This window comes from Paenibacillus sp. FSL R7-0216, assembly GCF_037969915.1.
In the GTDB taxonomy this organism is placed as follows: domain Bacteria; phylum Bacillota; class Bacilli; order Paenibacillales; family Paenibacillaceae; genus Fontibacillus; species Fontibacillus rhizolycopersici.
Genome location: NZ_CP150222.1, coordinates 1,620,549 through 1,645,953 on the forward strand (window position 1 = coordinate 1,620,549; position 25,405 = coordinate 1,645,953).

Below are 25,405 nucleotides of genomic sequence, written 5' to 3' on the forward strand. Positions count from 1 at the left end.
TCAAGGATCGCTTCATGCACAAGAGCCCTCGGCAGGCGCCGAGGGCTCTTGTTGCTTGAGTGATTCGCTTATTCGACGATAATTTTAGAAATCATGCCGCTGTGGCCGGAGCCGCACATCACGGAGCAGGACATTTCGAATTCGCCCGTTTCGGTGGGGACGATCACGGCGGAGTCGTTCTTGCGGTCGAGCTGCACCTTCAGGCCCGGAATGAGGACACCATGATTGCCTGAGGCATTCTTAAAGACGATTTTAACCGGAACATCTTTCTTTAAATGGTATTCGGTTTGATCAAATTGATAATTGCTGGCTTCGATAACCAATTCGGCTTCCGGTTTGAGATTACTTTCGGCAGTAGACCCGCCGGACTCCGTCGCATTCCCGCTGCTGCAAGCGGTAACAAGAAGCAATAATACGGAACTTGCGACGATGGCTATGCTTTTTTTCACAATCATCCCTCGCGATACAGTATATTTGTGACAATTTTAAGAATAGCATACCGTATTTTGCGGAGGGAGGAATACCCAAGGTTTGAAGAATTGTTGAACTTCCGCAAGAACAGTTGTCGTGAGCAACCCGCCGTCAAATGGTTTCGTGTCCGTGTCAATGAGAAAGAGACCGTTCCTCCGCAGGGTTGTATCTGCGAAAGAAAGGCCTCTTGCCTGGAGCACCGCCATTAACGGTTAGCTTTGTCTTTACCTGCGTCAAAGGGTGTTGCCACAGGGATGAACAGGTCGATAATCCCGATCACCAATGCGGCAAGCAAAGCGCCGATAACGGACACGGATACGCCGGAAATGATGAACTGGGCGAGCCAGATCACGAGCGCACTCGTAAGGAAACCGACAATTCCACGCCCGAACGGGGTAACCCTCGTTCCGAAAATGCCCTCAATGGCCCAGCCTAACAGGGCGATGACCAAGGCGAGCAGCAAAGCGCTGCCGAATCCGCCGACGCTGAATTGCGGTACAAGCCACCCCACAACCAGCAGAACCAGGGCGGAGACGATGAATCGCACGACGTGTCCCAGAAAATGCATGGTACATAGCCTCCTTTTAGAAGTAAGTACGTTTGGCTATACGCAATTAGCATGTTCCGCGACTCGCATTCTTATGTGTCCGGTGGGGCAAATGGCGAAAAATGAATGGTTTCGTTATAATGAGATCATAGCCCGAGGGGAGTTGTGAACGTACTTGGACGAGAAAATTTTTAAAACCATGGAATATCGAAAAATTATAGATCAATTGACAGCCTATTCCCAAACGGCGCTCGGGAAAAAAACGGCGGAAGCGCTGCAGCCCGTCACCGATTTGGAAGACGTTAAGCGGCTGCTGCAAGCCACCGACGAAGCTTTTAAGGTGGATCGCCTCAAAGGCGCGCCCGGATTCGGCGGGATTGTAGACATCACTCCGGCGGTCAAACGGGCACGGATCGGCGGGACGCTGAATCCGCACGAGCTGCTAGGCATTGCGACCACGTTGGAAGGGGCGCGCCGGATCAAACGGTATATCGCTTCGATGCATGAAGAGCACGAAGTCCCGCTGCTGTTCAACTTAAGCGATACTTTAAGCGAACAGAAGCCTTTGGAAGACGCGATCAAACGCTGCATTGATGAAAGCGCGGAGGTGCTGGATTCGGCTAGTTCTGAACTCGCCAGCATCCGCCGTGAGCTGCGGGGCGGGGAAGTGCGGATCCGGGAGAAGCTTGACGCGATGATTCGTTCGTCGTCAGTATCGAAGATGCTGCAAGATCAACTGATTACGATTCGCGGCGACCGCTTCGTGATTCCTGTCAAAGCGGAATACCGCGCCCATTTCGGCGGGATCGTGCATGACCAATCCGGATCTGGCGCTACATTGTTCATTGAGCCGGAATCGATCGTGGCGATGAACAATAAGCTGCGCGAGACGCGGCTGCGCGAGGAACGCGAAATCGAGGTTATCTTGCAGAAGCTTACCGCCCTCGTCGGCGAGCAAGCCGAACTACTGTTGTATGACGGCGACGTGCTGGGCCAACTGGATTTTGTCTTCGCCAAAGCCCGACTGGCCCGGGAGTTGAAGGGAACGCTTCCGCGCATGAACGACCGCGGCTACCTCAAGTTGAAGAAGGGCCGTCATCCGCTGATTCCGGCGGAACAGGTCGTACCCATCGACGTAGAGCTGGGGAATCAATACACGACGATTATCGTAACTGGTCCGAACACCGGCGGGAAGACCGTCACCTTGAAAACGATCGGTCTGCTTAGCCTGATGGCGATGTCCGGGTTGTTCGTTCCCGCCGAAGACGGCAGTCAGCTTTGCGTATTTGACGCGATTTACGCCGATATCGGGGATGAGCAAAGCATCGAACAGAGCTTGAGTACGTTTTCCAGCCATATGACGAACATCATCTCGATTTTGAGCCGGATGACGCCTAAGAGCCTTGTATTGCTGGATGAACTTGGCGCGGGCACCGACCCGGCCGAAGGATCGGCGCTCGCCATCGCGATTCTGGAGCATATCCATTCGCTTGGCAGCCGGATGGTCGCGACGACCCATTTCAGCGAATTGAAAGCCTATGCCTACGAACGGAAAGGCGTCATCAACGCCAGCATGGAGTTCGACGTTGCAACGTTAAGTCCGACCTACCGCCTGTTGGTAGGAGTTCCCGGACGAAGCAATGCGTTCGCCATTGCTGAGCGGCTGGGCCTGTCGGAGCGAATCCTGGAGTATGCCCGCGGCGAAGTGACCGAAGAGGATATGCGCGTCGAGAATATGATCGCCTCGCTGGAGCAGAACCGCCTCGGTGCGGAGCAGGAGCGGGAAACGGCCGAGCAGCTGCGGCGGGAAATGGAAGAGCTCCGCAAACGTCACGAGACGGAGCTGGAGAAGCTGGAGCAGCAGCGGGATAAACGCCTCGAGAAAGCGGAGGAGGAAGCATCGGCGATCATCGCCAAGGCACGGCAGGAGGCAGAGCGGATCATCGCGGATCTGCGTCGACTGGCGCTGGAGGAAGGGGCGGCCGTTAAGGAGCATAAGTTGATCGCTGCCCGTAAGGAGCTGGATGAAGCCGAGCCGCAACGTCGCAAGAAAGCCGGGGCAGCACGCAAGGCCGCGAAACCGCCGCGTCAGATCGAATCGGGCGACGAGGTGATGGTGTACAGCTTGAATCAGAAAGGCCACGTCGTGGAGCTTTCCGGCAGCAAAGAAGCGGTTGTGCAGCTCGGCATCATGAAGATGAAGGTGAGCCTGGACGACATGGAGCTGATCGCTGCGGCCCCGGCCAGCAAGCCGGTCCAACGGACGGTAGCCAACGTCAAGCGTACGCGCGACGAGAACGTTCGCAGCGAGCTGGATTTACGCGGAGCCAACCTGGAGGAGGCGTTAATCGAGGTCGACCGCTTCATCGACGAAGCTTACTTAAGTAATTTAGGCCAAATTTATATCATACATGGGAAAGGTACAGGGATCTTGCGGACGGGGATCTCCGATTATCTTCGCAAGCATAAGCATATCAAGAGCTATCGCCTAGGGAATTACGGAGAAGGCGGTACCGGTGTGACGGTAGCCGAGCTGAAGTAAGAACGTATAGCCTCATGGCAAAGGGGAGAGGGCGCTATGAAGGAAAGCATTGATCCGCTCTTGGAGCAACCGCTGGGGCTGATGATCGGATATTTTTCCGTAGCGGTGTTGGAATTGATTGTGTTTCTTTCCTGCTTCGAACTGTTTGCAAGGTACCGTTGTTGGCAGGAGATCAAGCGCGGCAACATGGCCGCATCGCTGGCAACCGGCGGCAAAATATTCGGGTTAGCCAACATCATCCGTTATGCGGCGGCACATCCGTCCATCTACGATTTCATGATTTGGTCATCGGTCGGTGCCTTGCTGCTGTTTGCTGCCTATTTGTTATTCGAGTTCTTAACGCCGGTATTCCGCATCGACGAAGAAATCGCGGCGGGTAACTCGAGCGTCGGTTTTATCGCCATGGCCGTTTCGGTGGCGGTGTCTTTTTTGATCGGCGCTTGTATCGGTTAGGGATCTAAACTGAAGGAGTAGAAACGACGTGAAAAACCTGGTCAAGGTGTTATTTATCGCCTCTATTCTGTTTTTGGCCGCGGGCATTATTTATTTGTGGAATGCTTAATATTTTGATAACGAAAGGACGAACATGGTATGGAAACGACGATTTGCCCATGGTGCCAAACGGAAATCGTTTGGGACGAAGAGCTGGGGCCGGAGGAGGAGTGTCCTCACTGCCAGAACGAATTGAAGGGCTATCGGACGGTCAACATCTCGCTTGGCCAGGATGATGAGTTCGAGGACGAGGAGAATGATCATCCCTTTCAAGATCGGAAGCATCGTCACGACGAAGATGACGAGGAAATGGATAGCGATTCGCTTTGGGAGGAAGAAGGGGAAGTGCATCTAGGCGCCGTCCGCCGAATCGAGGCGTTTACGGCTTCAGGCGGGGATTTGCTGAAGTACGAAACCGGCGTCGAGAAGCTGCTTGACGGACAGGATGAGGTACCCGAATGCCCGCATTGTCGGGAATATATGGTTTATGCCGGGAAGCAGAAATTGACCGCGCTGGATGGTGGGTTTGTAACAGCTATCCCAGCCGGAGGCGACCGCCCGCTCCTATCGGAGGATGCTGAGATGAACGTATATGTATGCTCCGCCTGCTTCCACGTCAGCCGGTTTTTGAATGAAGCCTCTCGGATCGCCATGATCCGCACCATCTCCGGCGAGGAAGACAATGAGTAAGCTATAAATAATTGGCAGTGATACGCCCTGTCCTTTACGGACGGGGCTTTTTGGCTTCCAAGGGTCCTCGGGCTTCCCGGGAACGTCTCATGCTTCGGCCATTTTTGGGTATCTTACAGTTGCACAACCTCTTACAGGGGGAAACTCGAAGTTTGGCGGGGGAGCAAATTCATGAAAAAACAGCTGAACAGCCAATCCATCCTGCTGTTGGCAGTGAACGGTCTGTTCGTGCTTGCCGGCGCCTTGTCGGGCACGTTCCTGAACGTCTACATCTGGAAAGTCAAACCGGATTTTAACTTGATCGCTTGGTTTACGTTCAGCCAACAGCTGGCACTGGGACTTGTCTTCTGGATTGCCGGGAAATGGGTGAAGGAACGCGATAAAATGATCTTTCTGCGGCTCGGGATCATCGTTTCAGGCATCTTCTATTTGCTGGTGCTTTGGACAGGCAAGCAGACAGTGGACTACATATGGCCGCTTGGTTTATTGTTCGGGACCGGTTCGGGATTGTTTTGGTTGTCCTTCAACGTCGTTTATTTCGAAGTCACCGATGTCGAGACTCGGGATCGATTTAATGGCTGGGTAGGAATTCTGGGTTCGGTGATCGGGATCTTCGGCCCGTGGGTATCCGGTTGGCTCATCTCCATGAAACAGGGTGAAGCCGGATACCGACTCATCTTCACGATTTCTTTGATTGTTTATGGGGTTGGGATCCTGCTGAGCTTTTGGTTGAAAAAAAGAAAAACAGGCGGGCCATACAGCTGGTTAGCCCCGGTCCATTACATGAAGAAGGGCAGCCCCTGGCGCCAGGCTGCTCCGGCCTCGGCAGCTCATGGTTTACGCGAGGGCGTGTTTTCATTCCTGATCAATCTGCTGATCTTTATCAGTACTTCGGCAGAGTGGCGGATCGGGCAATTTTCCCTAGTCACATCCTTGGTTTCTCTGGTCAGCTTCTGGGCGGTGGGGAAATGGTTGAAGATCCGTGCACGCTACCACGGGATGTTGGTCGGAGCCTTACTGATCACCGTGGTGATCATTCCGTTGCTCTGGAAAGTCAATTACACCACCCTCATGGTGATGGGGGTAGGGACGTCATTGTTTTTGCCGCTTTACCTGATACCGGTCATCTCCTCGGTCTTCGACTTGATTGGCAATAGTCCAGAAAGCGTCGAGGGGCGGGTTGAGCTGATCGTGTTGCGCGAGCTTAGCATGACCGTTGGCCGTTTGGGGGGCACGTTGTTGTTTATTACCGTCTATTCCATGATTCCGCGAATGCCAACGATCACCTGGCTAATGTTCGCTTTGGGAGCTACGCCGGTGCTAAGCTGGTTAGCCTTGCGTCGGCTGTTAAAACGGGGGACTAAGGCCGCCTAAAGGACCTACTGCAGCCGTGCAGGCACGGGCTTGGGTTTCGAACTTCGCATTAGCGAAAACATGGCCATGTCCTCCCGCCGGATTCCGGTCAGTTCATCCACGATCATCTCCGCTGCGATCATGCTGCAGACCGTCCCGTTTCCGCCGTAACCCTCCAGAAAATAAAAGTTCGGATAATTCGGGTGTGGCCCGATAAAAGGAAGGCCGTCCCGGGATTCCCCGAATACGGCGCCCCAGCCAAAGCGAGCGGTCAAGCCCTCCTGATCCGGGAACCGCCGATGAATCTCTGTCAGCAGCCTTTCGCATTGACGGATCTCTCGACCCTCTGGCAGCTTACCGCCAGGCAGAAGCTCATCCAGCCCGCCGGCGATGATCCGTCCGTCGGTTGTTGTCCTCATATAGAGATACGGTCTGGCCGTCTCCCAGATCAGGCACCGTTCGAACCAACCGTTCAGAGAAGCCGACGGCTCCGTAACGGTCACGTAAGAGGCGCGTAAATGAGCGCCACTCTCCTTCTTAAATTGTTGGGTCTCATAACCGGTTGCCCAAATGACGTGCCTAGCCGTCACCCTCCCTTTGCCGCAGCGGCAGAGGATCCGTCCGCCTTCAGTTCGCTCGCTGCCGTTCATGTTGCTCCGTTCAAAAATTCTCACCCCTAGCTGTGCCGCCTTCTGCACCAAGCCATGAACGAAGGCATAGGGGTTCATCTCCGCATCTCCTCCCGCGTATATCGCACCGGGGTAACGAAACGGAAATCTTTCCTCGAGATCGGCAGCCGACCACCATATAGCGGGAAGCCCGAAGCGTTGCAACGTGACGCATTCCTCCCGAAGCGCTTTAACGTCCTGCTCGGAGCTCGCCAAGTAAAGGCTGCTGCGTTCCGTCAAACGTGCTGAGCCTTCAAGTCTGTTGGAGATCTCCTTTAACCGTTCCAGAGCCGTTTGGCCGAGCCGGTAAAAATGAACGGCCGGTTCCTCTCCAAAGGTTCGGATCATCGAAGCCAGTGTTTTGTCACTGGCATATTGCAGTAAGCCCGTGCTAGCCATCGTGCTTCCTTCGGCGATCCGATCCCGTTCCACCAGGATCGCATCGATTCCTCGCTCTGCCAGTAAGTGAGCGCAGAGCGCACCGCTGACACCGCCACCCACAATGAGCACTTCGCAGTGAAGATCACAGTCAAGCACGGGATATTCAGCCACAACAGGCAGCGTAGAAGGCCAAAAAAGTTTGCCGGTATGAAGTTTCATTGATGCCGGTTCATCCTTTCAATCGTTAGGGATTCCATCATTATATCCAACCGCCATGAACTAAAAACGGCGAATCCTCCCTCTATAAGCGCATGTTCAAAAAGTCAGGTTTTCATCTAAAACATATCCTCACAGCGGCAGGGCATAATACCGAAAGTAGGATCATTCACCAGGAGGGAAACCCGATGATGTACTCTCAGATGCAACCGTTGTCGATGAAAGAACTGGACTATATCGCCGATTCGATCTCTAATGAGGAAATGTTAAGCAAGCTCTGTGCGGCAGCCGCTGCCGTTTCGCAAAACTTTGAAATCGAGCAGGCGATGCTGGAGCACATTCGCGTACATGAGCATCATCTCCACCAATTGACGGATTCGCTGCGACAACATCAAATGGTGGCTCCGACGCCAAACCATTAACCACTTGTCTTTAGGAGGAACAGCCCGATGAATCAGACGGACAATCAAGAGCTTCTACCTCAGAACGATTTGTTGAAATCTATCTTGGCCGATTTACGGCGTACGGTCCGGGAATACACAACAGCAACAACGGAGTCTTCGTGTCCAGCCGTCCGGCAGCTGTTTACGGAGTTGACGAATAGCACCTTGAGATTGCAAGGGACGCTATATGAGTTGATGAAACATCAGGGGATCTATACGGCACCAGCTCCAGCGCCACGTCAAATATTGGACAGTAAGCTGCAGGAAGCGGAATATAAACAGCAGGAACTGCGTCAGTTTACCGAGCGCCGAACTTCCCGATGGACGCCCCATGCGCATCCGGCTAACGTGGAAGCGCATCGGCCTAATGTGCAGGCGCCCTACTATATTTAACCGCAGAACCGTCCATTCCCAAAGCTCACCTGGAGTGGACGGTTTTTCTATGCAGACGCACAAAATTCATGTAATATAAGTATTAAATTTGTTCTGCAGGCCCCTTGGATTTCAGGGGCTTGTGGAAGCATCGCTGGAGGATGAGGGATGAAACAACTAAGCGAATTGAAGCTCAAACTGCTGGACCTCCTCAAAGAGGACGCCCGCCGGGATGCGAACTTATTGGCGACACTTCTAGGCGTGTCTTCGGAAGAAGTGGCGGAAGCGATCCGGGAATTGGAAGAGGACCATGTGATCGTCAAATACGCGACGGTGGTGAATTCCAGCAAGCTGGATGACGAGAAGGTCACGGCGTTGATCGAAGTGCAAATTACGCCCGAACGCGGGCGCGGCTTTGAAGCGATCGCGGAGCGGGTATACCTGTTTCCCCAAGTCAAATCGGTATTTCTAATGTCCGGCGCGTACGATCTGCTGGTGGAAGTGGAAGGCCGCAACCTGAAGGAAGTAGCGAGCTTCGTCTCCGACAAATTGTCCACCCTGGAGTCGGTGTTGTCGACGAAAACTCATTTTATTTTGAAAAAATACAAGCAGGACGGTATCATTTTCGAGGATCCCGAGGAAGATCGCCGTTTGTTGATATCTCCGTAAAGGAAGTTATGTTATGAGCATTCAATCACAGCGTACTGAGCAACCGGATAAAACGATGACGTCGTATTTGGCCCCGCGGGTCCGGGAGATTCAACCCTCCGGCATCCGCCGTTTCTTCGACCTGGCAAGCGGAAGCAAGGATATTATCACGTTAGGCGTAGGAGAACCGGATTTTATTACGCCATGGCATGTGCGGGAGGCCTGCGTGTACTCGCTGGAACGCGGATATACGAGCTACACGTCAAACGCGGGAACGCCTGAGCTTCGGGAAGCGATCGCCGAATACTTGGATACGAGTTATCACGTGAAATACAATCCCAAAGATGAAATTCTCGTTACGGTTGGCGGCAGCGAGGCGATCGATCTTGCGCTGCGGGCGTTGATCGAACCGGGCGACGAAATTCTCGTTCCGGTGCCTTGCTATATCTCCTATTCGCCGATCGCTTCGATCGGGGGAGGAGTGCCGGTTGAAATCGAGACTTATGCCCGCCACGAATTCAAGCTGCAAGCTGAAGACCTTAAGGCGAAAATCACGCCCAAGTCGAAGGTTCTTATTTTAAATTATCCGAGCAACCCGACAGGCGGTATTATGACCTACGAGGATTGGCTGCCGATCGCCAAACTCGTGGAGGAGCATGATCTAATCGTCATTTCGGACGAAATCTATTCGGAACTAACCTACGGGCAGAAGCATGTCTGCTTCGCTTCGATTCCGGGGATGAGAGACCGGACGATTCTCGTCAACGGTTTTTCCAAGGCATTTGCCATGACCGGTTGGAGAATGGGGTATGCCTGCGGCCATCCTGATCTGATCTATGCGATGCTGAAAATTCACCAATACACGGTGATGTGCGCTCCGGTTATGGGGCAAGTCGCCGCACTCGAAGCGCTTAAGAACGGGCTTCCGGATAAAGACCAGATGGTAGAGTCCTATAACCAGCGCCGTCGGTTGATCGTCCAGGGCTTGCGCGATATCGGGCTCGAATGCCATGAACCGCAAGGGGCGTTCTACGCTTTCCCGAGCATCGCCTCAACGGGACTGAGCTCGGAGGAATTCGCCCAACGTTTACTGCTTGAGGCCAAGGTCGCAGCGGTTCCGGGCAACGTCTTCGGCGCCGGCGGGGAAGGTTTCCTTCGCTGCTCCTATGCGACGGGAGTGAACCAACTGAACGAAGCCCTTAATCGTATGGAGCAATTTGTCCATAAATTGAAACAAGGCTGATTCGCTGACGATAAAACTCGAAAACCCTCGGAATTTGGAGTTAATTAACATTTCTTTCATTTTCTAATTGATTTAAGTTTTATATACATGGTATAATTTGATTTTGGAAGAAGGTTTTAGTTTCTCAGGGAGGGATTTCTTTTGCGCGGTGAGTACAACTTGCCATACGATAATGCTCTAATCGCTGAAGGCCGCGACATGCACCCATGGATGGATCAAGAGGATCGGCCGCATTCACCGCAAGCCGTAACGCTGGAGGACGAAATTCACTTGCTGCGCAGCAAGATGGAACGGCTCTTCCTGCAGGAAAAATCCTTTACATCGGATATTGTGATTGAAATCAGCAGCTTATTGGACCTAAAGATCAATGAATTCATGAAAACGATGAAATCCAATCCAAAATCAAATAGACGATAACCTGTCTTTATCACTTGGAAGGGGACCCGCATGCGGGTCCCCTTTTGCGGTTCCAGTAGTTCCATGACCAGCCGGGCTGCGATTTATGGTAAGATGGTACGAGAGTATGCCACGGGGAGGAATTTGAATGTCGATATATACGCGCTCCGGTGATCAGGGTCAGACCTCGGTCATCGGCGGTAGAGTGACTAAAGACGATGCGCAGGTGGAGGCTTACGGTACGATCGATGAGCTCAATAGTTTTGTTGGCCAAGCGGTCTGTTTGTCGGACGAGGAAACCTTTGGTGAGCTTCACGAGCAGCTACTGCAAATTCAACAGGAATTGTTCGACTGCGGCTCCGATCTTGCGTACGTGAAGTTGTCGGAAAGCCGCTATAAGGTCACGTCGGAGTTGGCGGAGCAATTGGAGGCCTGGATCGATCGGTATGAGTTGGAGAATCCGCCGCTGGAGAAGTTTATTTTGCCGGGCGGAACACCGTTGGCTGCGGTCCTTCACATTTGTCGAACGGTATGTCGCCGCGCGGAACGGGGGGTGGTCACGTTGGGTAAGAGCAAGGAGATCAATGCCGAGGTACTGAAATATCTGAATCGCTTATCGGACTATTTCTTCGCAGCGGCCCGTAACGCCAATCACCGTGCCAAGGTTGCGGATATCGAATACGTGCGGAGCGGGAAGGTGTTTGGCAACAAGTGAGATCCGAGTATTATGATCCGATTGAATATCAAGTGCCTGCCACGGAAGAAGGGTGGACGGTCAAAACCGTACTCCAGCGCCGGTTAGGCGTATCTCGGAAGCTGCTGTCCCGGATTAAGTTGACGGAGCGCGGAGTGATGCTGAATGGGGAGCGGGTATTCATCAGCGTTCCGGTCAAAGCCGGAGACACAGTGAGCGTATCGCTGGAGAAGGAAACGTCCACCGATATCCTGCCAGAGCCGATCCCGTTTGACATCGTGTATGAAGACGAAGCGCTGCTCATTGTGGATAAGGCGGCAGGAGTGATCGTGCATCCAACGCATGGCCACTATACGGGTACGCTGGCGAACGGCGTCGTGCACTATTGGCAGGAGAAAGGCGCGAAGTTCCGGTTTCGTCCGGTGCATCGGCTGGATCAGGAGACAAGCGGCTTGATCGCCATTGCCAAAAATGCGTATGTGCACCAACATATTTCCGAGCAGTTGATCGCCGGTGAGGTAACCAAGAAATATACGGCACTGGTGCATGGCTGTCCGTCGGTGCCGGAAGGGATGATCGACGGTCCGATTGACCGCGATCCGGAGGAACCTCATCGCCGGATCGTGACCCCGTCGGGTTATCCGGCGCTGACCTATTATAAGGTGGCGGAAGCGTATGCGGAGGGAGCACGGGCTGAGCTACGCCTCGGCACCGGTCGGACGCATCAGATCCGCGTGCATATGACGTCGATCGGCCATCCGCTGATCGGCGATAAATTCTACGGGCTGCCGGGCCTCGCAGAACTGCCGGAGCCTGCGCGCGAGGCGATCGCACGTTTAGACGGAGCCATCGGACGGCAGGCGCTGCATGCCTCGGAGCTAGGCTTTCGCCATCCGCTTACCGGTGAAGCGTTGACCTTTGAGTCGAAGCTGCCCGCGGATATGCGGAAGCTCGAGGAGCTTCTGCGCGGAGACAGATTATTTTTTTCTGCAAATGATTAGGAGGAATACCAACGTGAGCAAGTTGACTGTATATCATTATCCGCCATGCGGGACTTGCCGAAATGCGATTAAATCGCTACAGTCCAAAGGGCATGAATTGGAGTTACATCATATCAAGGAAACGCCGCCTAGCGCCTCTGAATTGGATGATTTGGTGAAGCAGAGCGGGTTGGAATTGAAGAAGTTTTTTAATACCAGCGGCGAGGTTTACAAGGAATTAGGCTTGAAGGACAAGCTGGCGGGGATGACGCGGGAAGAACAGCTTGCGCTGCTGTCCTCGAACGGGATGCTGATTAAACGCCCGATCGTGACTGATGGCAAAAATGTGACCGTCGGGTACAAGGAAGAAACCTACGAGCAGGTTTGGAGCAAATAAATTCTGAAGAGAAAGGTGGCTTGGGATTATCGTGAATTTGGTGCAAAGCAGTAAAGATACGATTCTGCTGGTGGACGGCATGGCGCTGATGTTCCGTGCTTTTTACGCTTCGGCTGCCACGGGGTATATCCGCCGTACGAAGGCGGGCGTTCCAACCAATGCGGTGTATGGGTTTATGCGGTATTTTTGGGATGCCGTACAGAAGTTTGGGCCGACGCATATCGCCTGCTGCTGGGATTTGGGAAGCAAAACGTTCCGGACGGAGCAATTCTCCGACTATAAGGGCAATCGTTCGGATGCCCCGGAGGAGTTGATCCCGCAGTTTTCGATGATCCGCGAGGTGATGGACAGCTTGGGCATTCCGAATGTCAGCTCGCCGGGCTTCGAGGCGGATGATTGTATCGGGACGTTGTCTTCCCGTTTTGGTCAGGAGATGGACGTGCTGGTGCTGACGGGCGATCACGACATGCTGCAGCTGGTCAGTGACCGGACGAGCGTGATCATCATGAAGAAAGGCCACGGCAATTACATGGTGTATACGCCGGAGGCCTTGATGGAGGAGAAGCAGTTAACGCCCGGACAGATCGTAGATCTGAAGGGCTTGATGGGGGATACGAGCGACAACTATCCGGGCGTGCGTGGCATCGGCGAGAAAACAGCCCTGAAGCTGGTGCAGGAGCACGGCTCGGTGGAAGGGATCCTGGCCAACCTGGATCAGCTCTCCAAATCGATCCGCGCCAAAATCGAAGCCGATCTCGACATGCTGCATCTCTCCCGGCAATTAGCCACCATCCGCTGCGACATCGAATTGGAGTGTGCGGTAGAAGCCTGCCGGCTCGAGTTGAACGCAGCGCAAGTGGTCTCTAAGTTCGAGGAGTTGGAGATGGCCAGCGTCAGCGCCTGGATGGGCGTTGTATAACCGACTTTTGATCACGAAGTGAATCAGGAAGCGGATTCGGCATCGAATCTTGAATTCAGCCGGGCCTTCCGTTGCTCACGTAGCCTCCAGCTACGCTCCGCTACTCAGTCCCTAGCTTCATCCAACCTTCTCGGTGCTGAAAAGCCGGTTTCACGGAAGTGATTCGAGAAGTTTTTTTGACATCGAATCTTGAATTCATCCCTTTAATCGGTGAAGTACGGCTCTCCCAGGACTTGATATAGGAACGTGCGCAGCTCGGAACCTTCCTCTTCGGTCAGGTTATAAATATGCTCGAGGTAACCTTCCTCGTCCAAATCGTCGGTGCCAAGAATGGCCGTGCGTCCGTTATGCAGGTCGGTGACCAGCTTCTTGCCATAAAAACGATTGGTGGTCGTGACCGCGAGGTCAAAGCGTTTCAGGGATCCTCCGATAAAGGTAACGAATCGGGTCGAGGTGCTTTCGGTGCTGTCGGACAGGAAATCGAGTTCTTGATGCGGGTCGCTCATTCTGTATGCCTCCTTGAATTGGGAATGTCTCTCGCTATTATACCGGAAAACGTGAAGCGATGGGACAATGAAAAAATCCGCATTGACAGCTTGGTTAAACATGGTATTATTAGGGATAACAGGTTACGTTTGGGGGAAGCACCTCTTTTGCGAAATTCGCGGAAGAGGTGCTTTTTTGCGTTTGCGGTTCATGTAAGATACTCCTTCGTAGCTGAAATTTTAAGGAGGCGACAGGTTGATGCGAATCGTATTTTTAAACAGTTTGGAGAAGAAGGATAGCGGGGCCATGATCCAGGGGGCGCAGGTGTGGATTGGAGAGGAGGAAGGCATTTGGCGGATGGGCTGGAATGAGCTGTTGGCTGACGGCCAGAGTGAAGATCTGTGGTATGAAGGGTCATCCTGGTCGGAGATGCTGCATGTTTATCGCCATCGATTAGCCGCTAAGCTGGGCGAGGGATTTCGCCCCGTGATGGAAGGCATTTGGGATGAGAAGGAAGGGGTGACCGGGCGCGGCATGGTGGCGCAGAAGCTGTTTTGCTATAGCGAGTTAAACGGTAACGAGCCGGTTTACAACGAATTGACGGCATGGCGCCGGAAGAAAGCTTCAGCGGAACGCAAAGCGCCTTATCTGATTGCCAGCAACCGATTGTTGCGGATGATCAGCGTATTTTTGCCGCAAACGGCGGATGAACTGCTACAGTTGCCGGGTGTCGGGGAGAACAAAGCCGGCGAATACGGCGCTGAGCTGCTCGAAATCACGAAAGCGGTGGAGCGGAAGCGGACGTTCCCGCTGGATTGGGTCGAGCAGGAGATTGATGGCGAGGTATTCCGTACCTGGCTGTATAAACAGAAGGAAGTCAAATACCGGGCCGAGATGGAGAAGTTCAGCATCCGACGGGCTGCGCTGGAGGCGTTGGCGGAAGGGCTAAAGGTGGAGGATATTTGCATGCGGACGGGCATTGAGCGGCGGGATGCGGTCGAGTTACTGGAGAATTTGGAGAAGGAAGGCTACAACACCGATGATTTGGTGAGCGCAGAGCTAGAAGAGATGTCTGAAGCTGAGCAACAGGCCGTTTGGCATGCTTACGAAGAGCTGGGTGATGCACTCCTGAAGCCGGTCTTGCACAAAGTGTACGGGACCGAAGCCGCAGAAGGCAGCAGTCTCGATACGTTATATGAACGATTGCGCCTGATTCGCATCCGGTACCGCCGCCAGCGGGAGAGCGCTCGGCACGCGGGGTAAAACGGCGGAAACAGCAGTAACGCCAGTAACAGCAGTAAAAGTAGCTGGAACAGTAAGAACGGAGTATAGCAGTAGAGACGGTAAAGGTAGTAAAGGCAGTAAAGGCAGTAAAGGCAGTAAAGGCAACTGTCTGAGGACCTACTCGAGCTTCAGCCGGAGGGTTGAGCCCTCCTTCGGCCGAATGAACTGTAAAAGTGCAGTTCGTTCGGCCGTTTTTGCCGCTAAAACACAAATGAACTGCAAAAATGCAGTTCATTTGTGGGGGATATAAGGAAAAATACATATTTATCCCGAAATCAACTGCATTTTTGCAGCTGAAAGGCACAATCTGAGTATTTTGTGGCGAAATAACTGGACTTTTACAGTTCAGATACGTCCACTCATCCATCGAAAAAGGCCAACGAGGACTTATCGTCCAAGTTGGCCTCATGGTTCAAATGTGTACGTTCCTCTAAATCCAATCCCTTTTCCGGAATATATAAAACATCCCTAAACCCAAGGCAAGCATGATGCCGAGGACGATAAAGTAGCCGTACTGCGAATGCAGCTCCGGCATATGGTCGAAGTTCATACCGTAGATGCCGGTAATCAGAGTTAACGGGATGAAGATCGTTGTAATCGCGGTAAACACGCGCATGATTTCGTTGGCTCGGTTAGCGATGGCGGCCTGGTAGGCCTCGCGTAAGTTGCCGACGAGCTCGCGGAACGTATCGAAGTTCTCGGAGATCTTCACGGCGTTTTCGTAAATGTCGCTGAAATATTTTTGCAACTGGTCGTCGATCAGCCGGAGGTCTTTCTTGTTCAGAATGTTGATGACTTCCTTCTGCGGCCCAAGCACTTTCTTCAGCCACAGGATTTCGCTTCGCAGCCCGATGATTTCGTTCAGATGCGAACGTTTGGTATGCATCAGGATATCTTCTTCCAGCTTCTCGATCTTTACTTCGATCCGGTCGCCGACGGTAAAGTAGTTATCGACCACCAGGTCGACCAGCAGGTACAGGAACCGGTCGGGCTCGCTGACCTCCTGTTCCCACAGAATCGGCTTCACGGCGCGAAGCTCGTTAATTTTTTGCTTAGTAACCGTAATGATATAATGCCGTCCCAAAAAGAGGTTTAACGCGCGCAGAAAAATTTCTTCATCATCATACCGAATGCTGTTCACCACGATAAAATAGTGGTTATCGTAGGTTTCGATCTTCGGACGTTGTTCTTCCTCGCTCAAGCAGTCTTCTACAGCCAGATCGTGCAGCGAAAATAAGGGCTGCAGCAGGGCGAGATCATCGACGTCGGCATCGATCCAGTAGAAGCCTTCTTCCGGAGCGGTGGTCGTCAGTTCCACATCTTCTACAGGGGTAAATACGCCGGCTTGGACATGACGGATTTTCATAAGCTTTCACTCCCTTTCCCCGGGCCTGCCGGCCTGGGATGCTCTTGGTTGAAGCATAGGAAAGGGACCAACCGTGGCTTGCCCGGAACGATGAAAAAGGCGTTTATGCAAACACCGGGAAAAGAAAGTGCCCTAAGCGTTCCGCAGGCATCCAGCGGGTCGGTTTCCTATGCGATTGGTATTCCTGGGTTGTCCTCTGCGGACTCGGGTCGCCTTCCATTCTCGGTTTCACCTCGCTATTTTCAGGTTGTTTGAACATTCGTCAAACCCTAGGGCCGTCTGGGCCTAAAGGCACTTGTCTAGTATAACGCCAGCGAATGAAATGTTTCAACCCAAAAGTATACTATGTGAGCCGGTTCAAAGCGGTCCATGAATATTCGTGTGATTTTTCTCTCAGGTTCTTGACGGAATGCCGCCAGATCCTTTAAAGTGAATGTCAAGGAGTAGGCGCGAAGCCGAGGTCCTTAACTAAACTAAATATAGCGAAATCTTATCAAGAGCAGGTGGAGGGACTAGCCCGATGATACCCGGCAACCGGCGATTTTCCTAAAAAATCGCAGCGGTGCTAATTCTTGCAGAACTGTCAGCTTCGAACGCTGAGCGGCTTCTGAGAGATGAGAGAGGCGCATACCGGATACGTAATGACCTTTCTCCCCGTGAGAGAGGTCATTCTGTTTACATGGCCCCTCAAACGGATGTTGATTTCTTAATGACGCTACGATAAAAGGAGTGAAACCACATGCCGATTAAAGTACCGGATCATTTGCCGGCAAAGGATGTACTGGCCAGCGAAAACATCTTTGTTATGGATGAGAGCCGCGCTTATCATCAGGATATCCGTCCTTTGCGGATTGCCATTCTCAACCTGATGCCAACCAAAGAAACGACGGAATCGCAAATCCTTCGTTTACTTGGAAATACGCCGCTCCAGGTTGAAATCGTCCTGCTCCACCCCAGTTCCCACACCTCGAAGAATACGCCAGCTGAGCATTTGGAGATGTTCTACAAAACGTTCGACGAGATCCGGAACCGCCGCTTTGACGGCATGATCGTGACCGGAGCCCCCGTGGAACAGCTGGACTTCGAAGAAGTGAATTATTGGGAAGAGCTGAAGGAAATCTTCGAATGGACCAAAACCCATGTGACCTCGACCATGCATATCTGTTGGGGCTCGCAGGCAGGCTTATATTACCATTACGGGGTTCGTAAAGTACCGCTCGCGAAAAAATGCTTTGGCGTATTCTCCCACACGGTAAACGATCCGAAGGTGAAGCTTCTGCGAGGGTTTGATGAAGTGTTCCAGGTGCCGCATTCCCGCCATACCGACGTAGAGCGGTCGGACATCGATCGGGTGCCGGAGTTGCAAATTCTGGCGGAATCGGACGAAGCCGGAATTTATTTGGTGGCCACTCGGGATGGTAGACATATTTTCGTAACCGGCCATTCGGAATACGATCCGGAATCGTTGAAATGGGAATATGATCGAGATGTTGCCAAAGGCATGGAGATCGAGTTGCCGGTGAATTATTATCCGAATGACGATCCGACCCGAGCGCCGCGTTCTTCCTGGCGGGCCCATGCAAACTTATTATTTTCCAATTGGCTAAACTACTATGTGTATCAAGAAACGCCGTACGATATCGATCTAACGGCCGACTTTGTATATGAGATCTAAAGTGGAGGGGTTGCAGGTGGGGGAGCAGAACAAGGAATGGCGGATCGAGAGCAGACTGGCGCAAATCGGATCGATGGAGGAACCGGTTACGGGTGCGGTGAACTACCCGATTTATCAAGCAACGGCGTTTCGCCACCCGCGCCTTGGGCAAAGCACGGGGTTTGACTACGCTCGAACGAAGAGCCCTACCCGCAAAGTGCTGGAAGACGCGGCGGCCACCCTGGAATCCGGTGACGCGGGGTTTGCCTGTAGTTCTGGAATGGCGGCGCTGCAGACGGTGTTTACGTTGTTTTCGCAAGGGGATCACCTCATCGTGTCGTTGGATCTCTATGGGGGGACCTACCGTTTGCTGGAGCGGATCATGTCCAAATATGGCGTAACCGCTTCTTATGTCGATACGAATGATTTAGATGCGCTGGAAAAGACCCGCCAAGTCAACACGAAAGCGGTGATCATCGAAACGCCAACCAATCCGTTGATGATGATCACCGATCTTGAAGCGGTATCGAAATGGGCGCGCACCCACGGGTTGCTAACGGTCGTAGATAATACGCTGATGACCCCGTATTTTCAGCGGCCGATCGAGCTTGGCGCGGATATCGTTGTGCACAGCGCGACGAAATATTTAGGTGGCCATAACGATGTCCTGGCCGGATTGATCGTAACGAAAGGGGAAGAACTGTCGCAGGAAATGGCGATCCTGCACAATTCGATTGGCGCGGTACTAAGCCCCTCCGATTCCTACCAATTGATGCGTGGAATGAAGACATTGGCGCTTCGGATGGAACGGCATGAAAGCAATGCACTCGCCATCGCGAAATTCCTGCAGTCGCATCCGCAGGTAGCGGAAGTGTTTCACCCGGGCTTGGAAGATCATCCGGGGTACGCGACGCAACGGAAGCAATCGAGCGGGAACACGGGGATTTTTGCCTTTAAGGTCACGGATGCCCGTTACGTGGAGCCGGTGCTGCGCCATCTGAACTTGATCGCGTTCGCTGAAAGTCTTGGCGGCGTGGAGTCGCTCATGACGTATCCGGCGGTCCAGACGCATGCGGACATTCCCGAGGAGATTCGAAAAGCGGTTGGCGTGGACGACCGGTTGCTGCGATTCTCTGTTGGTATCGAGCATGTTGATGATTTGATCGCCGACTTGAGCGGAGCACTGGAAGCGGCGCGACAGGAAGTCGAAGGGGGACAAGGCGCATGAGCGGGCAGGAGAAACGGGAAAACAAATTCGAAACGAAGCTAATCCATTTCGGCAGTGAGGTAGACGAAGCGACGGGCGCATCCAGCGTACCGATCTATCAGGCGTCGACGTTTCATCACCACGATATTTTTAATCCGCCGCAGCATGATTATAGCCGTTCCGGCAATCCGACGCGGCAAGCGCTTGAGGATTATATTGCGGTGCTGGAAGGCGGGGTGCAGGGCTTTGCCTTCGCAAGTGGGATGGCGGCCATTTCAACGACGCTGATGCTGCTCTCTGCCGGCGACCATATTATCGTGACGGAAGATGTGTACGGGGGTACATACCGGTTGCTGTCGAATATTTTGACTCGGATGAATATAGAGACGACGTTTGTGGACATGACGCAGCCGGAGTTGGTGAAGGCCGCATTAAAAGCCAATACGAAAGCTGTTTATATGGAGACGCCTTCCAACCCAACGCTGAAAATCACTGACATCGCGGAAATCTCCGCCTGGGCGCGGGAAAAGGGATTGCTCAGCATCGTGGACAATACGTTTATGACGCCGTATTATCAGCGCCCGATCGAGCTTGGAACGGATATCGTCCTGCATAGCGCGACCAAATTCCTTGGCGGTCACAGCGACGTGCTGGCCGGTTTAGCGGTGGCGCGGACGGACGAGTTGGCCCGTCAGCTGAAATACGTGCAGAACGGACTGGGCACCGTCCTGGGTGCGCAAGATTCATGGCTGCTGATGCGCGGCATGAAAACGCTGGGAGCCCGGATGGCGCATAGTGAGATCAGCGCCCGCAAGCTGGCTGATTGGCTGAGCCGCCGCGGCGATATCGACGCGGTGTTCTACCCCGGCCTAGCGAACCATCCTGGCCGCGAGGTCCAGGAGAAGCAATCGACCGGCTATGGCGCGGTCGTCTCCTTCGACGTCGGCTCGGGCGAGCGGGCGAAGCGTTTGCTGAACCTCGTGAAGCTGCCGCTCGTCGCAGTCAGCTTAGGCGCAGTCGAGAGCATCCTCTCCTATCCGGCAATGATGTCACACGCCTCGATGCCGCCGGAGGTTCGCGCGGAACGGGGCATTACCGACGGTCTGCTGCGTTTCTCCGTCGGACTCGAGGATATCGACGATTTGCTCGCCGATTTGGACGAGGCGCTTCGGAATAGTTAATGATTTCTACCTGAATCAACTCGGGCCGCATTTGCGGCCTTTTGTCATTTGTACCTGCAAATCGGGTGCTGTTTTTCTGGGCGTACCTGTGTTACGATTGAACTATCATTTCAATTTTCAGGTATTCTTAGGTATTCATTTATTGTTCTAAGGAGGCAGTGATTATGACTGCAATCGACGATATATTAAACAAGGCGCTGCAGGGTGGACGCCTCGATCTGGAAGATACCATACGGCTGTACGAGTCCGATGAAGTCGAGAAGATGGGACATACCGCGAACATTCTGATGGAGCGCAAGCATCCCGAACCGATTACGACGTTCGTCATCGGGCGAAATGTCAACTATACCAACGTATGCGACGTATACTGTCGGTTCTGTGCTTTTTACCGCCAACCGGGTTCGGATGAGGGATATGTGCTTCCGGACGAAGTGATTTTCCAAAAAATTCAGGAAACGATCGATGTAGGCGGAACGGAAATTCTGATGCAGGGCGGGACGAACCCTAACCTGCCATTTAGCTATTATACGAACTTGCTTAAAGCAATCAAGCAGCGGTTCCCGGACATTACGATGCACTCGTTTTCTCCTGCGGAGATTATGAAAATGAAGGAAGTGTCGGAAGGTCTTTCGCTGGAGGAAGTGGTACGCGAAATTCACGCGGCGGGCCTCGATTCGCTGCCGGGCGGCGGAGCGGAGATCCTGGACGATCGGACACGCCGGAAAATCAGTCGACTGAAAGGTTCCTGGAGAGACTGGATGGATGTAATGCAAACCGCGCACAAAATCGGCATGAACACGACGGCCACGATGGTTATCGGGTTCGGCGAGTCGATGGAAGAGCGGGCGCTTCATTTGCTGCGCGTGCGTGAAGCGCAAGATGAATGCATCCAAAACGGCTATGCCTCGGAAGGGTTCCTGGCTTTCATTCCATGGACTTTCCAACCGGATAATACGAATCTGAAAGCCGAACGCCAGACGCCGGAATCTTATTTAAAAACCGTGGCGATCAGCCGAATTGTATTGGATAACATCAAGAACTTGCAATCCTCCTGGGTGACCATGGGACCGGAAGTCGGCAAGCTGTCGCTGCAGTACGGCTGCAACGACTTCGGCAGCACGATGATCGAGGAGAACGTCGTATCGTCCGCCGGAGCGACGCATAAGGTCAATATCGAATCGATTCTCTCCATCATTCGCGCGGCAGGTAAAATCCCGGCTCAGCGCAATACGAAATATGAAATTTTGCGTGTCTTCGACGAAGAAGCTACGGTCGAACGCGATTTTATTATGCAAAACTAACAGGATTTTGTTGGCAATTTATTGGAAGAACTACCTTTCATTCCATGAACGGTTCCCGTATATCCGTTTCCTTCCCACCATATACTTGGAGAAGGAAGCGGAAGGGGGCCAGGTTCATGGATTTTTTTACCGTACGCGTTAAATGCGGTTCCGCCGAATCGGAGGAACGGTTCAAAAGCATGATACAAGATGCCGTTAACAGCTTACATAACCGCGAGTTTCAGCTTACTTTTCAAGCGGCTGGAGGCGGAATGCTGGAGGCTGTCATAGTTGGTCGGTCGGATAAGGACGGCGGACAAGATCACCCGGAACAACTGATCGATCTGTTATCGCTCGAATTCGCGGAATACCTCGTGGACGTGAAGGAAGAAGAGTTGGCTGCTCGAGTCATGAAACGGGACTACAGCTTCGAATCCCGGGAAGAAGCGCTTCAGGTGCAGCAGATGGTGAACCGGATGCTGGCGGAGGGCACGGAAACCGGGGGCTCGCGAGAGGAACGAAAAGCGTTGGTCCAAAAGGCGCTTCGCGGGTATATGCAGGCTTCCTCCGATCTTCATCTGGATGGATTCGCCTTGTTTCGCCTTAAGACATACGAGGACAAGCTGCGGGAAATCGTGGATTTTGCCGTGGATGAATACTTGCTTGATAAGCAGTATGAAGAGTTTATTGGGCTGCTGCAGTATTTCGTATATTTTCAGGAGCCCTTAACGCCATTGGTTCATTTGATGCATAAGCAGGGCCATGAATTCGCGATTTTGAACGAGCAGTTTACACCGGTCCACGTACCAGCTTCCGGCGGGGTCGTTGCCCGGATAGCCGATCAGGAGATGCAGATGGAAGACGTGATCGTCAGCACCTTGATCTCCTTGTCCCCGGATAAAATCCTGATTCATACGCAGGACCCCGATGCTCAGGTGATTACGACCATCTCGCGGATTTTCGGAGAGCGTGTGGAGTTGTGTTTGCTTTGTCCGCATTGCAAGCCATTCCATCAGGAGTTTCGCCGCCTGGATCAAGGCAGATAAGCTTTGGTTTCTTGACGGCTCGAAAGGTTAGCATTATAATTACTTGCAAGTTAAAGATTCGAAGTCGAATTCGTATCAGGATGAGCTTCGTGATCCAAAGCTGATTATTGAACAACCTTAATAGCGTTGACAAAGACATGAGCCAGATGGCCTGAGCCGTACAGAGAAAGGGAACTTGGCTGGAATTCCCTTCGGTTTCGCTTTTGGTTTACCCCTTTGTAGCTGTATTCCCGAACCTTCATGAAGTAGGGAATACCGGTTCATTCCCGTTATCGAATGCCGAATTAAGGGTCATATCCGAATGCAATGCGCTGTTGGTGTTGCGGAGAGGCCGAATGAGGGTGGAACCACGGGTATATGACGCTCGTCCCTTTCCGGGACGGGCGTTTTTTGATTTGTCCGCACCGGTAAATCCAACAACATTTTGACTAGGGAGGAACAAAAAGTGGCAGTATCGGTTATTTTGCCGGACGGTTCGGTTCGGGAGTATGCGGAAGGCAGCAGCTTGGAGGATGTGGCGGCTTCAATCAGCAGTGGTTTGCGCAAAAATGCGTTGGCCGGGAAGATCAACGGCGTTACGGTTGATTTGAACGCGAAGCTGGTGGATGGCGCCAAAGTTGAGATTATTACGGGGGATTCCCAGGACGGCCTGGAAGTCATGCGCCATAGCAGCGCCCACTTGATGGCTCAAGCGGTGAAGCGCCTGTTTGGCAACAAGGAAGTGAAGCTGGGGATCGGTCCGGTGATCGAAGACGGATTCTACTATGACATGGATCTGGAACACCCGCTGAATCCGGAAGATCTGCAAAAGATCGAAAAAGAAATGGAACGCATCATCGGCGAAAACCTGCCGATTACCCGCCGGGAAGTGAGCCGCGAGGAAGCGGTGGCGATCTTTACCGAGCTAGGCGATCCGTACAAGTTGGAGCTCATTCGCGATTTGCCGGAGGATAGCGTCATTTCGATTTATGATCAAGGCGAATTTTTCGACTTGTGCCGCGGGCCTCATGTGCCCTCCACCGGGAAGATTAAAGTATTTAAGCTCTTGAACGTGGCAGGCGCATACTGGCGCGGCAATAGCAACAACAAAATGCTGCAGCGGATTTACGGTACCGCGTTTATGAAGAAAGCCGATCTGGATGAGCATCTGCATATGTTGGAAGAAGCCAAGAAGCGTGACCACCGTAAGCTGGGTAAGGAACTGAATATTTTCACGTTCAATAACCTGGTAGGTCAAGGTTTGCCGATCTGGCTGCCAAAGGGAGCTACGGTTCGCCGGACGCTGGAACGTTATATCGTTGATATCGAGGAACGTTTGGGTTATCAGCATGTATACACGCCAGTGCTTGGTAATGTGGATTTGTACAAGACGTCGGGACACTGGGATCATTATCAGGATGATATTTTCCCTAAAATGGCAATTGATACGGAAGAATTTATTCTTCGTCCGATGAACTGCCCGCACCATATGATGGTATATAAAAGCGATATGAGAAGCTACCGGGATCTGCCGATCCGGATCGCCGAGCTAGGAATGCAGCATCGCTACGAAATGTCCGGCGCCTTGACTGGCTTGCACCGCGTTCGTTCCATGACATTAAACGATGCCCATATCTTCTGCCGCTTCGATCAAATCAAGGAAGAATTTACGCGTGTGCTGGAGCTGATCAAGCAGGTTTACAATGACTTCGGCATACATGAGTATCGGTTCCGGTTGTCTTATCGCGATCCGCAGGATACGGAGAAATACTACCAAAACGATGAGATGTGGAATAAAGCACAGCGGATTCTCCGCGAAGTTGTAGAGGAAGCGGGTCTGCCGTTCTTCGAAGCGGAAGGCGAAGCGGCGTTCTACGGACCGAAGCTTGACGTGCAGATTAAAACGGCGCTGGGCAAAGAAGAAACGCTGTCGACCGTTCAGATCGACTTCTTGTTGCCGGAACGCTTCGAGTTGGAATATGTCGGCGACGACGGCGCAAAACACCGTCCGGTCGTATTACACCGCGGGATCCTCGGCACAATGGAACGCTTCACCGCCTTCCTGCTCGAGAACTTCGCGGGTAACTTGCCGCTGTGGCTGGCTCCGGTTCAGGCGAAGGTGATTCCGGTTTCCGGCAACTTCGACGCCTATGCACGTCAAGTGGAAGACAAGCTGCGCGCTGCCGGCATTCGCGCCGAAAGCGATCTGCGCAACGAGAAGCTCGGCTATAAAATCCGTGAAGCTCAACTCGAGAAGCTGCCGTACATGTTCGTCGTCGGCGAAAGCGAGCAAAGTGCCGGCACCGTCTCCGTGCGTAAGCGTGGCGAGGGCGATCTTGGCGCTAAACCGGTGGATGAAGTGGTCGCTCAGTTGCAGGAAGAAATTCGTAATCACGTGATTTAGTTGGCGCGCGACGCTATAAATCCCGTGCTCCGCTGCGGAGCAAATGTTGCCTTTTATGCAACATTT

25 protein-coding genes and 1 riboswitch are annotated in these 25,405 nt (G+C 52.9%); of the genes, 20 read left to right on the top strand and 5 right to left on the bottom strand.

The window, feature by feature from the left end; translation table 11 throughout:
* Positions 1-68: 68 nt before the first annotated feature.
* Both MKZ15_RS07060 and MKZ15_RS07065 read right to left on the bottom strand, forming a co-directional pair.
* Positions 69-455 carry a cytochrome C oxidase subunit II gene (locus tag MKZ15_RS07060; RefSeq protein ID WP_339820924.1) on the bottom strand — a complete coding sequence of 129 codons (387 nt, stop codon included), beginning with the start codon at positions 453-455 and terminating at the stop codon, positions 69-71.
* Between the two features lie 221 nt (positions 456-676).
* Positions 677-1,039 carry a phage holin family protein gene (locus MKZ15_RS07065; protein ID WP_155607059.1) on the bottom strand — a complete coding sequence of 121 codons (363 nt, stop codon included), beginning with the start codon at positions 1,037-1,039 and terminating at the stop codon, positions 677-679.
* 154 nt (positions 1,040-1,193) lie between these two features.
* Here MKZ15_RS07065 and MKZ15_RS07070 point away from each other — a divergent pair, with 154 nt between their 5' ends.
* From MKZ15_RS07070 to MKZ15_RS07085, 4 genes are all read left to right on the top strand, one after another.
* Complete coding sequence (locus tag MKZ15_RS07070) at positions 1,194-3,560, top strand: endonuclease MutS2 (RefSeq protein ID WP_155607060.1); 2,367 nt, start codon at positions 1,194-1,196, stop codon at positions 3,558-3,560.
* Between the two features lie 36 nt (positions 3,561-3,596).
* A complete protein-coding gene (locus MKZ15_RS07075) occupies positions 3,597-4,013 on the top strand; it encodes a DUF350 domain-containing protein (RefSeq protein WP_155607061.1) in 417 nt (138 codons plus the stop codon).
* A 138-nt stretch (positions 4,014-4,151) separates the two neighbouring features.
* On the top strand, positions 4,152-4,742 hold the full coding sequence (locus MKZ15_RS07080) for a hypothetical protein (protein WP_339820928.1): 591 nt from the start codon (positions 4,152-4,154) through the stop codon (positions 4,740-4,742).
* A gap of 171 nt (positions 4,743-4,913) precedes the next feature.
* Positions 4,914-6,116 carry an MFS transporter gene (locus MKZ15_RS07085; protein WP_339820931.1) on the top strand — a complete coding sequence of 401 codons (1,203 nt, stop codon included), beginning with the start codon at positions 4,914-4,916 and terminating at the stop codon, positions 6,114-6,116.
* Between the two features lie 5 nt (positions 6,117-6,121).
* On the opposite strand, the gene MKZ15_RS07090 is transcribed toward MKZ15_RS07085, so the two are convergent.
* The gene (locus tag MKZ15_RS07090; RefSeq protein ID WP_339820932.1) at positions 6,122-7,363 is read right to left on the bottom strand and encodes an FAD-dependent oxidoreductase; all 1,242 of its coding nucleotides are present in this window, start codon (positions 7,361-7,363) and stop codon (positions 6,122-6,124) included.
* A gap of 185 nt (positions 7,364-7,548) precedes the next feature.
* Here MKZ15_RS07090 and MKZ15_RS07095 point away from each other — a divergent pair, with 185 nt between their 5' ends.
* From MKZ15_RS07095 to MKZ15_RS07135, 9 genes are all read left to right on the top strand, one after another.
* Complete coding sequence (locus MKZ15_RS07095; protein ID WP_339820934.1) at positions 7,549-7,782, top strand: hypothetical protein; 234 nt, start codon at positions 7,549-7,551, stop codon at positions 7,780-7,782.
* Positions 7,783-7,809: 27 nt separating this feature from the next.
* The gene (locus MKZ15_RS07100) at positions 7,810-8,196 is read left to right on the top strand and encodes a spore coat protein (RefSeq protein ID WP_339820936.1); all 387 of its coding nucleotides are present in this window, start codon (positions 7,810-7,812) and stop codon (positions 8,194-8,196) included.
* A gap of 147 nt (positions 8,197-8,343) precedes the next feature.
* Entirely contained in the window at positions 8,344-8,844 is a 501-nt protein-coding gene (locus MKZ15_RS07105; RefSeq protein ID WP_155607067.1) for an Lrp/AsnC family transcriptional regulator, read from the top strand.
* A gap of 13 nt (positions 8,845-8,857) precedes the next feature.
* Entirely contained in the window at positions 8,858-10,066 is a 1,209-nt protein-coding gene (locus MKZ15_RS07110; protein WP_339820938.1) for an aminotransferase class I/II-fold pyridoxal phosphate-dependent enzyme, read from the top strand.
* Positions 10,067-10,264: 198 nt separating this feature from the next.
* A complete protein-coding gene (locus MKZ15_RS07115) occupies positions 10,265-10,483 on the top strand; it encodes an aspartyl-phosphate phosphatase Spo0E family protein (protein WP_193418380.1) in 219 nt (72 codons plus the stop codon).
* Positions 10,484-10,610: 127 nt separating this feature from the next.
* Complete coding sequence (locus MKZ15_RS07120) at positions 10,611-11,177, top strand: cob(I)yrinic acid a,c-diamide adenosyltransferase (RefSeq protein ID WP_155607069.1); 567 nt, start codon at positions 10,611-10,613, stop codon at positions 11,175-11,177.
* Positions 11,174-12,157, top strand: a complete 984-nt coding sequence (locus tag MKZ15_RS07125) for an RluA family pseudouridine synthase (RefSeq protein WP_339820941.1) — start codon at positions 11,174-11,176, stop codon at positions 12,155-12,157. The genes MKZ15_RS07120 and MKZ15_RS07125 overlap by 4 nt, the downstream gene beginning before the upstream one ends.
* A gap of 13 nt (positions 12,158-12,170) precedes the next feature.
* Positions 12,171-12,533 (top strand): arsenate reductase family protein, encoded by a 363-nt coding sequence (locus tag MKZ15_RS07130; protein ID WP_339820943.1) that lies wholly within the window; start codon positions 12,171-12,173, stop codon positions 12,531-12,533.
* Between the two features lie 37 nt (positions 12,534-12,570).
* Complete coding sequence (locus MKZ15_RS07135; protein WP_339822334.1) at positions 12,571-13,452, top strand: 5'-3' exonuclease H3TH domain-containing protein; 882 nt, start codon at positions 12,571-12,573, stop codon at positions 13,450-13,452.
* A 203-nt stretch (positions 13,453-13,655) separates the two neighbouring features.
* On the opposite strand, the gene MKZ15_RS07140 is transcribed toward MKZ15_RS07135, so the two are convergent.
* The gene (locus tag MKZ15_RS07140; protein ID WP_155607071.1) at positions 13,656-13,958 is read right to left on the bottom strand and encodes a DUF3055 domain-containing protein; all 303 of its coding nucleotides are present in this window, start codon (positions 13,956-13,958) and stop codon (positions 13,656-13,658) included.
* Between the two features lie 238 nt (positions 13,959-14,196).
* Here MKZ15_RS07140 and MKZ15_RS07145 point away from each other — a divergent pair, with 238 nt between their 5' ends.
* A complete protein-coding gene (locus tag MKZ15_RS07145; protein ID WP_339820945.1) occupies positions 14,197-15,201 on the top strand; it encodes an HRDC domain-containing protein in 1,005 nt (334 codons plus the stop codon).
* A 451-nt stretch (positions 15,202-15,652) separates the two neighbouring features.
* Here the strand turns inward: MKZ15_RS07145 and corA are convergent, their stop codons facing one another.
* Positions 15,653-16,588: a magnesium/cobalt transporter CorA gene (gene corA, locus MKZ15_RS07150; protein ID WP_155607073.1), complete on the bottom strand. Its 936-nt coding sequence runs from the start codon at positions 16,586-16,588 to the stop codon at positions 15,653-15,655.
* A 487-nt stretch (positions 16,589-17,075) separates the two neighbouring features.
* Positions 17,076-17,209: riboswitch (SAM riboswitch) on the top strand.
* Between the two features lie 118 nt (positions 17,210-17,327).
* Between corA and metA the strand changes: the two genes are divergently transcribed.
* The 6 genes from metA to thrS all read left to right on the top strand — a co-directional run bounded on the left by metA (position 17,328) and on the right by thrS (position 25,339).
* Positions 17,328-18,263, top strand: coding sequence for a homoserine O-succinyltransferase (gene metA / locus MKZ15_RS07155; RefSeq protein WP_155607074.1), 936 nt, complete (start codon positions 17,328-17,330; stop codon positions 18,261-18,263).
* Positions 18,253-19,470 carry an aminotransferase class I/II-fold pyridoxal phosphate-dependent enzyme gene (locus MKZ15_RS07160; RefSeq protein WP_193418341.1) on the top strand — a complete coding sequence of 406 codons (1,218 nt, stop codon included), beginning with the start codon at positions 18,253-18,255 and terminating at the stop codon, positions 19,468-19,470. Before metA ends, MKZ15_RS07160 begins: the two co-directional genes overlap by 11 nt.
* The gene (locus MKZ15_RS07165; RefSeq protein WP_155607076.1) at positions 19,467-20,630 is read left to right on the top strand and encodes an aminotransferase class I/II-fold pyridoxal phosphate-dependent enzyme; all 1,164 of its coding nucleotides are present in this window, start codon (positions 19,467-19,469) and stop codon (positions 20,628-20,630) included. The genes MKZ15_RS07160 and MKZ15_RS07165 overlap by 4 nt, the downstream gene beginning before the upstream one ends.
* A 164-nt stretch (positions 20,631-20,794) precedes the next feature.
* Positions 20,795-21,931, top strand: a complete 1,137-nt coding sequence (gene mqnC / locus MKZ15_RS07170) for a cyclic dehypoxanthinyl futalosine synthase (protein WP_193418337.1) — start codon at positions 20,795-20,797, stop codon at positions 21,929-21,931.
* A gap of 116 nt (positions 21,932-22,047) precedes the next feature.
* A complete protein-coding gene (locus MKZ15_RS07175) occupies positions 22,048-22,956 on the top strand; it encodes a putative sporulation protein YtxC (protein WP_193418335.1) in 909 nt (302 codons plus the stop codon).
* Positions 22,957-23,401: 445 nt separating this feature from the next.
* A complete protein-coding gene (gene thrS / locus MKZ15_RS07180; protein WP_193418333.1) occupies positions 23,402-25,339 on the top strand; it encodes a threonine--tRNA ligase in 1,938 nt (645 codons plus the stop codon).
* Positions 25,340-25,405 lie beyond the last annotated feature (66 nt).